The 9,570-nt window shown below is 70.3% G+C and carries 12 protein-coding genes; 11 read left to right on the top strand and 1 reads right to left on the bottom strand.

Annotated features, from left to right (window positions below; all coding sequences use genetic code 11):
- From QN357_RS15475 to QN357_RS15525, 11 genes are all read left to right on the top strand, one after another.
- A partial coding sequence (locus tag QN357_RS15475; protein WP_416347622.1) for a protoporphyrinogen/coproporphyrinogen oxidase occupies positions 1 to 694 on the top strand: 694 nt, incomplete at its 5' end.
- A 95-nt stretch (positions 695 to 789) separates the two neighbouring features.
- Positions 790 to 1,185 (top strand): YtxH domain-containing protein, encoded by a 396-nt coding sequence (locus tag QN357_RS15480; RefSeq protein ID WP_323505153.1) that lies wholly within the window; start codon positions 790 to 792, stop codon positions 1,183 to 1,185.
- Positions 1,182 to 1,640: a phage holin family protein gene (locus tag QN357_RS15485; protein ID WP_322136922.1), complete on the top strand. Its 459-nt coding sequence runs from the start codon at positions 1,182 to 1,184 to the stop codon at positions 1,638 to 1,640. Before QN357_RS15480 ends, QN357_RS15485 begins: the two co-directional genes overlap by 4 nt.
- Positions 1,630 to 1,923, top strand: coding sequence for a DUF3618 domain-containing protein (locus QN357_RS15490; RefSeq protein ID WP_134449203.1), 294 nt, complete (start codon positions 1,630 to 1,632; stop codon positions 1,921 to 1,923). Before QN357_RS15485 ends, QN357_RS15490 begins: the two co-directional genes overlap by 11 nt.
- 79 nt (positions 1,924 to 2,002) lie before the next feature.
- A complete protein-coding gene (gene hemQ / locus QN357_RS15495; RefSeq protein WP_134449202.1) occupies positions 2,003 to 2,767 on the top strand; it encodes a hydrogen peroxide-dependent heme synthase in 765 nt (254 codons plus the stop codon).
- Positions 2,767 to 3,885 carry a ferrochelatase gene (locus QN357_RS15500; RefSeq protein WP_134449201.1) on the top strand — a complete coding sequence of 373 codons (1,119 nt, stop codon included), beginning with the start codon at positions 2,767 to 2,769 and terminating at the stop codon, positions 3,883 to 3,885. Before hemQ ends, QN357_RS15500 begins: the two co-directional genes overlap by 1 nt.
- On the top strand, positions 3,882 to 4,835 hold the full coding sequence (gene hemC, locus QN357_RS15505) for a hydroxymethylbilane synthase (protein ID WP_323505154.1): 954 nt from the start codon (positions 3,882 to 3,884) through the stop codon (positions 4,833 to 4,835). Before QN357_RS15500 ends, hemC begins: the two co-directional genes overlap by 4 nt.
- A gap of 3 nt (positions 4,836 to 4,838) precedes the next feature.
- On the top strand, positions 4,839 to 5,630 hold the full coding sequence (locus tag QN357_RS15510; protein ID WP_134449199.1) for a uroporphyrinogen-III synthase: 792 nt from the start codon (positions 4,839 to 4,841) through the stop codon (positions 5,628 to 5,630).
- Positions 5,631 to 5,759: 129 nt separating this feature from the next.
- Complete coding sequence (gene hemB / locus QN357_RS15515) at positions 5,760 to 6,743, top strand: porphobilinogen synthase (protein WP_416347623.1); 984 nt, start codon at positions 5,760 to 5,762, stop codon at positions 6,741 to 6,743.
- Positions 6,743 to 8,074 (top strand): glutamate-1-semialdehyde 2,1-aminomutase, encoded by a 1,332-nt coding sequence (gene hemL, locus QN357_RS15520; RefSeq protein ID WP_134560702.1) that lies wholly within the window; start codon positions 6,743 to 6,745, stop codon positions 8,072 to 8,074. Before hemB ends, hemL begins: the two co-directional genes overlap by 1 nt.
- A gap of 78 nt (positions 8,075 to 8,152) precedes the next feature.
- Positions 8,153 to 8,497 carry a hypothetical protein gene (locus QN357_RS15525; RefSeq protein ID WP_134449197.1) on the top strand — a complete coding sequence of 115 codons (345 nt, stop codon included), beginning with the start codon at positions 8,153 to 8,155 and terminating at the stop codon, positions 8,495 to 8,497.
- A gap of 32 nt (positions 8,498 to 8,529) precedes the next feature.
- Here the strand turns inward: QN357_RS15525 and QN357_RS15530 are convergent, their stop codons facing one another.
- Entirely contained in the window at positions 8,530 to 9,432 is a 903-nt protein-coding gene (locus QN357_RS15530; protein WP_174775140.1) for a hypothetical protein, read from the bottom strand.
- Positions 9,433 to 9,570: the final 138 nt, after the last annotated feature.

Raw genomic sequence — 9,570 nt, forward strand, 5'->3', positions numbered from 1 at the left:
TACCCCCGAAGCGACCGCCGCGCCAGGGGGGCGCGAATCCGGCGACCTGCCAGAGACCCTGCCGGAGACCCTGTCGGCGCGGTTCGTCATCCTCGCGACGCCCGGCGCCCAGGCCCTCGCCCTCATCGCGCCGCTCGGACCTCAGCAGAAGGCGCTCGGCGCCCTGCACTGGCCGAAACCGACCCCGATCGAACTCGCCACCCTCGTGCTCGCCGCCCCTGAGCTCGACGCGCATCCGCGCGGCACCGGGGCCCTCGTCGCCGCCGGCGCACCCGGCATCACCGCAAAGGCACTGACCCACGTCACCGCGAAATGGGACTGGGTCGCCGAGACCGCGGGTCCCGGCGTGCACGTGCTCCGGTTGTCCTACGGCCGCGCGGGGCAGAAGAGCCCGAGCGCCCGCCTCACCGACGACGAACTCCTCTCCCTCGCCCTCGCGGATGCCTCCGCCATCCTCGGTACCCCGCTCTCCGCGGACCAGGTGCTCGGCTTCGACCGCACCCGGTGGGGCGACGCCCTCTCGCCGGCGACCGTCGGCGCCCGCGACCGCGTCGACCAGGTGCGTCGGGCCGTCGCGGCCCTCGAAGGGCTCGAGGTCACCGGGGCCTGGCTCTCCGGAACCGGGCTCGCCTCCGTCATCCCCGATGCCCTCGCGACCGCCGGCCGGACCCGTCGCGATGCGCTGGTTCTCTGAGCCGTTCTCCCCAGTAGTCCGGCAGTTTGCCCTCCACCGTTTCCGCAGGCGGGATACTCTGAGACGTACGTGAACGACGAAGAATGGAGTGACAGATGCGGGGAAAGCTTCTTTTTATCACCGGTGGACTCGTCGGTTACGTCCTGGGCTCCCGTGCCGGACGTAAGCGCTACGACCAGATCGTGGCCTCTGCCGAGAGCATCTGGAACGCCGACCCCGTGCAGCGCCGCGTGACCGAGGTCCGCGACTTCGCCCTCGAGCGGGTCGGCGACGTGCCTGCCGCGCTCATCAACGCCGGCAAGAAGCTCGTCGGAACCCTCACGGACAAGACCGCGAAGGCCACGGATGCCGCGGGCCCAGGCCCCCGGTACGGCACGTCCTGGCCCACGAAACGCCCGGCAGCGTCAGCACCGTCGGCCACCCCTACGGCGACCCCTGGCCACGGCACCCCCGACCCGGGCGCGCCCACATCGGAAGCACCCTCACTGTGACCGGATCGCCGGCCGCGACCGGAACCCAGACCGACAGCGCCCGCGCAGCAGGGTTCGGCCCGCGCCCGCGCAAGACCCTGATCACCCTCGTCTCCGAGCTGCCCGGGCAGATCGCCGCGCTCATCCACGCCGAGATCGAGGCCTTCAAATCCGAGATGGCGGGCAAGGCGAAGAACATCGGCGTCGGCATCGGCCTCTTCGTCGTGGCCGGCGTGTTCGCATTCCTCGCGGTCATCGTCTTCGTCGCGCTCGCCGTGATCGCCCTCGCGCTCGTGCTGCCGCTCTGGCTCGCGACGCTCATCGTCGCGGTCGCCCTGCTCCTCATTGCCGCGATCCTCGTGCTGATCGGCGTCAACCGGGTGAAGGCCGGTACGCGCGCCGACCCGGACGGCCTCGCGGCAAGCATCCGCCGGGACGCAGACGCGATCAAGGGAGTCGGAGACTATGAGCACTGAACAGGACAAAACGACCGGTGCTGCAGCGACTCCGTCGAAGTCCACGCACGCGTTGCGCGCCGAGGCGACAGCCGCGCGCGCCCAGCTCGCGCTGACCCTCGACGCTATCGAGTACAAGCTCAACGTCCCGAAGCGGATGCGTGACCAGGAACGCCTCGCCCGGCGCCGCCTGCACAAGCTCGGCGAGGAGAACCCCACGGCACTGCTCGGGGTCGCCCTCGGCAGCGCCCTCGCGGTCGGAGCCGCGGTCTGGTTCGCGCTCAGGGCCGTCCTCGACGACTGAGGCCGGCCGGACGGGCGTGCCCAGCCGGGCGCCAGCTGAGTCTTTTGGCTCTGGTCACAAAAAAGTAGAGACTGTACTCATGACTCAGCCGGCTGCCGGAGAGGCAGTAACCTCTTCCCACCCCGCCCCCGACGCCGACACCCTCACCGGTGACGCAACGGGTGCGGCATCGCCCCAGGGCTTCACCCTTTTCGCGGTGCTTCGCAAGGACCCGACGAACCCGGACGACCTCGACGGCCGCGACGTACCGCACGCGGTCCTCGAGCTCGACGACATCGTCGAACTCGTCGAGGCGGAGGGCGTCACCGTCCGCGGCTTCTACGACGTGTCCGGCCTCCGCGCCGATGCCGACCTGATGATCTGGACCCACGCCCCCGAGGCTGAGACCCTGCAGTGGGCGAACCGGGAGCTGCGCCGCAGCCGGCTCCTCAAGAGCCTGCTGCCGACCTGGAACGCGATGGGCGTGCACCGCGACGCCGAATTCAACAAGAGCCACGTGCCCGGCTTCCTCCGCGGCGTCGAACCGAAGGCCTGGCTGACCGTCTACCCGTTCGTCCGCAGCTACGAGTGGTACCTGCTCCCCGAGGCCGAGCGCAGCGCCATGCTCGCTGACCACGGCCGCAAGGGTGCCGCCTTCCGCGGTGCGATCGCGAACACCGTCTCCGCCTTTGCCCTCGGCGACTACGAATGGCTCCTCCCGATCGAGAGCGACGAGCTCACCGAGCTCGTCGACCTCATGCGCGAGCTCCGCAACACCGAGGCCCGCCGCCACGTGCGCGAAGAGGTCCCGTTCTACACCGGGCGCCGCATCTCCACCGCGGAACTCGTCGAGGTGCTCCAGTAGTGAGCGCGTACGACGCCATCCTCCTGGCCGGCTTCGGAGGACCCGAGGGGCAGGCCGACGTGATCCCCTTCCTCCGCAACGTCACGGGCGGCCGCGGCATCCCGGAGGAACGCCTCGAAGAGGTCGCGACGCACTACCGCCACTTCGGCGGCATCAGCCCGATCAACGCCCAGAACCGCGTGCTCCGCGCCGCACTCGAAGCAGAACTCGACCGCCGCGGCATCGACATCCCCGTGCTCTGGGGCAACCGCAACTGGGACCCCTACCTCCGCGACGTCGTCGCTGAGGCGCACGCCAACGGCCAGGACCGCCTGCTCGCGATCGTCACAAGCGCATACAGTTCGTACTCCGGCTGCCGCCAGTACCGTGAAGACCTCGCGGCCGCGCTCGAGGTCACGGGCCTGACCGGCGTGGTGCACATCGACAAGGTTCGCCAGTTCTTCGACCACCCCGGCTTCGTCACCCCCTTCATCGCCGGCGTGAGCAAGGGCCTCGCGGATGTCGCCGCCCAGATCCCGGGCATCGACCTCGCCACCGAGGTGGAGGTCCTGTTCTCGACGCACTCGATCCCGTCGACGGACGCCGCGAAGAGCGGACCTGCCGAGCGCGGCTTCGGTGAGGGCGGCGCATACGAGGCCCAGCACCTCGCCGTCGCGCACACGGTGATGACTGCTGTCGCCGCAGCGGATGCCGCGGCGAGCGAGACCCCGTGGCAGCTCGTCTTCCAGTCCCGGAGCGGGCCGCCGAGCATGCCATGGCTCGAGCCAGACATCAACGACGCCATCCGGCTGCTCCCGGCCAGGGGCATCCGTGCCGTCGTGATCGTGCCGCTCGGTTTCGTGAGCGACCACATGGAGGTCATGTGGGACCTCGACAACGAGGCGACGGAGACCGCGCACGAGCAGGGACTGTTCTCGGTGCGCGTACCCACGCCCGGGGTCGACCCTGCATACGTGAGCGGGCTGATCGACCTCGTGGTCGAGCGCCTCGAGGACACGCCGGCAGCCGAACGCCCCGCGATGACCCCGCTCGGACCCTGGTACGACGTCTGCCGGCCGGGCTGCTGCGAGAACGTGCGCCTCGGCTTCAAGCCAGCTCTCGCCGGGATCGCGCCGTGAGCACGATCAGGATCGGCACCCGGGGGAGCGCCCTCGCCCTCGCCCAGACCCAGGCGGTCGCCAACCGGATCGCAGCAGCAGCGGGCACCGAGGTCGAGCTCGTCGTGATCACGACCCACGGCGACACCTCGAAGGAACCCCTGTCCGGCCTCGGCGGGACGGGCGTGTTCGCGAGCGCCCTCCGCGAGTCCCTGCTGAACGGCGACTGCGACGCGATCGTGCACTCCTTCAAGGACCTGCCGACCGCGCTGTACCCCGGCCTCGTCGTCGGCGCAACGCCGCGCCGCGCCGACGCCCGCGACGTGCTCTGCGCCCGGGACGGACTGACCCTCGAGACCCTTCCGGAGGGCGCCAGGGTCGGCACCGGTTCCCCGCGCCGGGTCGCCCAGCTTCTGAAGGCCCGGCCGGACCTGCACGTCGTCGACATCCGCGGCAACGTGGACACCCGGCTCGGCAGGGTCGCCGCAGGCGACCTCGACGCCGTTGTGCTCGCCGTGGCCGGCCTCAGCAGGCTCGGCCTCCTGAGCGCGGTCGAGGGCGAGTACCTCGAGCTCTCCGACTGGCCGACCGCGCCCGGCCAGGGTTCCCTCGCGATCGAGGTGCGGGAGGGCAGGCTTGATCGCCCGCTCGGAACCGCGCTCGCCGCGATCAACCATGCGACGAGCCAGGCCACCACGACCGCGGAGCGTCTCGTGCTCGCGCGACTCGAGGCCGGCTGCGCGGCCCCGATCGGCGCGATGGCGGCGATCGACGACGGCCTGTTGTTCCTGACTGCCACGGTGTACAGTCCTGATGGTGCCCGAAGTATCGTGAGTTCGCACGCCGCGACGCCCGATTCACATTCCGTCACCCACCTGGTCGAGGCCGCCCAGGACGTCTCCGAGCGTGTGGCCCGTGATCTGATCCAAGGCGGGGCTGCCGATTTTGCCCCCATGAAGGTGACTTCTTAAGAAATGACCTGGCGCTACAAGACCCTCTCCAATCCCACCAAGCCGCTTGCCGGCTGGCGGGTCCTCGTCCCGCGCGGCGGCCCGTGGGGTGACCACGTCGCCGCGGACCTCCGCTCCCGCGGTGCGCAGCCGATCGTGGCCCCGATGATCAACTTCGCCGCGACCGACAACGCCCCCGCGCTCGACGCGGCGCTCGCACGCCTCGCGGACGGTGACTTCGACTGGATGACGATCACGAGCGCGACGACCGTCGATGTGCTCTCCTCGCACCGCGCCGTCGTGGCTCCCGGCACCCGGATCGCCGCCGTCGGCGAGACCACCGCGGCGGCTCTCATCGCCGCCGGCTATCGCGTCGATCTCGTCCCCGCCGAGGACAACTCCGCCCGTGGCCTGCTCGCCGAGTGGGAAGCCGCCACCCAGGGTGTCGTGCCCCTGCGCATCCTCACCCTGCGCTCCGAGATCGCCAAGCCCCTGCTCACCGAGGGTCTGCGCCGGATCGGCCACGAGGTCGAGTCCGTCGTCGCCTATCGCACGATCGGCGTTCCCGTGGACCCGCGGGTCGTTGCGGATGTCGCGGCCGGCAAGGTGCAAGCGCTCCTGGTCACCTCGGGGAGCGTCGCAGAACAGGTGCAGGAGCAGTTCGGACCTGTCCCCGAGACGACCCTCGTCGCCTGCATCGGTCCGCGCACCGCCAAGGACGCCGCGGCCCTCGGACTCCGCGTCGACCTCGTTGCGGAAGCCCCCAGCGCCGAGGCGCTCATCGAGGCCCTCTCGCACTTCGCCGAACTCCGCTAGCGCCTCAACCTTCCCGCCCTCCCGCGAAAGCGGGTGAATCGTCGGTTTGGGCGCGCGTGAACGACGATTCACCCGCTTTCGCGGCGGCTCGAGTGGTGTCTCGTCTGGCGTGGGTAGGGTGGATGGGTGATTACTCCAGTTATTCGGCCTCGACGGATGCGTTCGAGTTCCTCGCTCCGCCGGCTCGCCCGTGAGACCCGCATCCACCCCGCCGAACTCGTGTTGCCGATGTTCGTCCGCGAAGGGCGGGAGTCGGTGGACATCACCTCCATGCCCGGCGTGGTGCAGCACTCGATCGACAGTGCGCGCCGGGCCGCAGCCGAGGCCGCCGCAGCAGGTATCGGCGGCGTGATGCTCTTCGGAGTGCCGGATGTGCGCGACGCCATCGGCTCCGGCGCGACCGACCCGCTCGGGATCCTCAATGTCGCGACCCGGGCCATCGCAGACGAGGTCGGCGACGCGCTCGTCGTGCAGACCGACCTGTGCCTCGACGAATTCACCGACCACGGCCACTGCGGGGTGCTCGCGCTCGACGGCAGTGTCGACAACGACGCGACCCTCGAGCGGTACAACGAGATGGCACTGATCCAGGCGGCCTCCGGTTCCCGGCTGCTCGGGCTCAGCGGCATGATGGACGGCCAGGTCGCCTCCGTTCGCGAGGCCCTCGACGGTTCGGGATTCCAGGACACCGCCGTCCTCGCATATTCGGCGAAGTACGCCTCCGCGTTCTACGGCCCCTTCCGCGAGGCCGTGCAGTCGACGCTCACGGGCGACCGGCGCAGCTACCAGCTCGACCCGGCCAACCGCAGGGAGGGCGTGCGCGAGGCCCTGCTCGACATCGAACAGGGCGCGGACGTCGTGATGGTCAAGCCGGCAGGCAGCTACCTCGATGTGCTCGCAGACGTCGCGGCCGTGAGTGATGTCCCGGTCTGGGCATACCAGGTGTCCGGTGAGTACGCGATGATCGAGGCGGCCGCCGCCCAGGGCTGGATCGACCGCCGCCGTTCGATCGAGGAATCGGTGCTCAGCATCCGCCGGGCAGGCGCAGACGCCGTGCTCACATACTGGGCCGTCGAACTCGCCGCCTGGCTTACCGAAGGAAACCGCCCGTGATGACCCGCAACGACGAGCTGTTCGCCCGCGCCCAGCGCGCCATCCCCGGCGGCGTGAACTCGCCGGTCCGGGCCTTCCGCTCGGTCGGCGGCACCCCGCTGTTCCTCGTGAAGGCCTCAGGAGCCTACGTCACCGACTCAGACGGCCGCGACTACGTCGACCTCGTCAGCTCCTGGGGGCCCGCGATCCTCGGCCACGCGCACCCCGAGGTCGTCCACGCGGTCCAGGCCGCTGCAGCACTCGGCTTGTCGTTCGGTGCGTCCACTCCGGGCGAGACCGAACTCGCCGAGCTGATCGAGGGCCGCGTCTCGGCCGTCGACAAGCTTCGCCTCGTCTCGACGGGCACGGAGGCGACGATGACCGCCATTCGCCTCGCCCGCGGCTTCACCGGTCGCGAGCTCCTGATCAAGTTCGCCGGCCACTACCACGGCCACTCCGACGGACTCCTGGCCCAGGCCGGCTCCGGGCTCGCGACCCTCGCCCTGCCCGGTTCCGCCGGTGTGACCGCTGCGACTGCGGCGCAGACCCTCGTGCTCCCGTACAACGACCTCGAGGCCGTGCGCGCCGCGTTCGAAGCCCACCCGGGGAGGATCGCCGCCGTCATCACCGAGGCCGCCGCCGCGAACATGGGCGTGGTCGCGCCAGACCCCGGCTTCAACGCAGCCCTGACCGAGCTCGCGCACTCCTACGGTGCGCTGCTCATCATCGACGAGGTGCTCACCGGCTTCCGGGTCGGGCCGGCCGGGTACTGGGGCCTCGACAACGCGGGAGAGACCCCCGCGAAGCCGTACAGCCCCGACCTCTTCACGTTCGGCAAGGTCATCGGTGGCGGCCTGCCCGTCGCGGCCCTCGGCGGACGTGCCGACGTCATGGACTACCTCGCCCCCGCAGGCCCGGTCTACCAGGCCGGAACCCTGTCCGGGAACCCGGTCGCCGTCGCAGCGGGCATCGCGACCCTGCGCGCCCTCGACGACACCGTCTATCCGCGGCTCGATGCGACCGCGCTGCTGCTCTCGAACGCGGTCTCCGCCGCCTTCTCAGCAGAGGGTGTCGCGCACAGCGTGCAGCGGGCGGGCAACCTGTTCAGCTTCGCGTTCGGGGCGGATGCCGCAGCGCACCCCCCACGGGACTACGCCGCCGTGCAGCGCCAGGAGGCCTTCCGGTACGGCCCGTTCTTCCACGCGATGCTCGACGCCGGGGTGTCACTGCCGCCGTCGGTGTTCGAGGCCTGGTTCGTCTCTGCGGCCCACGACGAGCAGGCGATCGAGTGGATTCTCGACGCGTTGCCCGCGGCGGCGAAGGCGGCAGCGGCGGCCGTCGTGCCCGACTGACGGAGCGCACAGTTCCGCGTTACTGCATTGTGAGGTTTCGACAGCGGGAATACCGGCCGAACGGGGCAGACTAGGCCTATGGCTTCCTTGCGCGTTCATCCCGATCGGCTCGAGGTACACCTGACGAAGGCCGAGAAGACGCTCGCCTTCCGCCGCGAGGACATCGTCGTCGCACGGGACAACATCCGCTCGGTGACGATCACGGACGACCCGTGGATCTGGATCCGCGGGATCCGCGCCCCCGGCCTCGAGGTTCCACTCGTGCTCGCGGTCGGCACCTGGAAGTTCCACGGGGGCAAGGACTTCCTCGCGATCAAGCGCCGCCGCCAGGCCGTCGTGATCGACCTCATCGACGAGGACTTCTCGCGCGTGATCCTCACCACCAACCACGCTCCAGACCTGATCGCCTCGCTCAAGCTGTAGCCGGTCGCCGGTCGCGGGTCGCGGGTCGCGTGCTACGGGCGCACTCCGCTCGTGGTGACGATCTTCGTCCAGGGCCCCGGCGGGACGTCGGCCGCCTCGACGAACTGCCAGTCGACCGTGTCGTTCTCCCCGTTGATGTCGCTGAATCGCAGGCAGCCGTTCAGGGCCGGGGAGACGTCCATGCCTGCTCCGTTGAACTTCTTGTTGGCCGGCCGGGCATCGTCCGCACCGAACACATATGCGGCATCGTGGTACTGGCCGGGCCCGGCGTCCTCGATCTGGCCGTAACAGGTCTGGCCGTTCGAGCGGATGCGGACCCACCTGTTCTTCATCAGGCTCACGGTGTCATCGCCCGCCGAGCCCGCGTACGCAGACTGGCCGGCCCACGGCACGACCTTCTCGCGGGTCGCGAACGCCTGGGCGTCGTTGAGGTCGTCGAACGGGAGATCGAGGTAGAACGGGTTCTCCTTCGGAGCCAGCTGGGTCGGGAAGTAGTCGTTGGCCGCCGTCCGCACCTCGGTCTGGCAGTCGTCCGCCGTGCGGACGCCGTCGCAACCGCCATAGCTCGCCATCCACCCCGAGTCATACGTCGAATAGACCTGGCTGCCGTCCGCGGCGTTCGGGTCGAAGATCTCGCCGACCCAGAACGTCGTCGAGACGATCCCGGTGTGCCAGGGGTACGCCCCGACCGTGGGAGCCGTCGGGGCCGCGCTCGCGGACGGCGCGGGGGTCACGGATGGTGCGGGGCTCCCGCTGGGTGTCGGAGTGCCGGGGGACCGGCTGGCCGAGGGGGGAGCTGTGCTCTGGCCGGGTCGCGGAGCGGTCGACACCACGATCGTCAGCACGGCCAGAACCGTCAGGCCGATCGCGAGGAGACTGATCAGGAGTGCGCGCCGGCGAGGGGTCCCGCCCGCTGGCTCATCGTCTTCCGGCATTCGCCCTCCTCCAGCACACAGAACGTCCACATCGGTTCGGCAGCCGATGGCGTTGAGATGCTACCCGGCCTCTCGCGCGCTCACGGTTCATCTTCACCACCTTCCCAGCGGACCCTGGGGCCGCGCCCCCCCCCCCCC

This window comes from Cryobacterium sp. RTC2.1 (genome assembly GCF_035018685.1).
Classification (GTDB): Bacteria; Actinomycetota; Actinomycetes; order Actinomycetales; family Microbacteriaceae; genus Cryobacterium; species Cryobacterium glucosi.

Excerpts from the sequence above, each read along its gene's own strand:
- QN357_RS15480 (WP_323505153.1), top strand. The coding sequence starts at position 790 with ATGCGGGGAAAGCTTCTTTTTATCACCGGTGGACTCGTCGGTTACGTC.
- QN357_RS15525 (WP_134449197.1), top strand. The coding sequence starts at position 8,153 with ATGGCTTCCTTGCGCGTTCATCCCGATCGGCTCGAGGTACACCTGACG.
- hemL (WP_134560702.1), top strand. The coding sequence starts at position 6,743 with ATGACCCGCAACGACGAGCTGTTCGCCCGCGCCCAGCGCGCCATCCCC.
- QN357_RS15490 (WP_134449203.1), top strand. The coding sequence starts at position 1,630 with ATGAGCACTGAACAGGACAAAACGACCGGTGCTGCAGCGACTCCGTCG.
- hemQ (WP_134449202.1), top strand. The coding sequence starts at position 2,003 with ATGACTCAGCCGGCTGCCGGAGAGGCAGTAACCTCTTCCCACCCCGCC.
- QN357_RS15510 (WP_134449199.1), top strand. The coding sequence starts at position 4,839 with ATGACCTGGCGCTACAAGACCCTCTCCAATCCCACCAAGCCGCTTGCC.
- QN357_RS15530 (WP_174775140.1), bottom strand. The coding sequence starts at position 9,432 with ATGCCGGAAGACGATGAGCCAGCGGGCGGGACCCCTCGCCGGCGCGCA.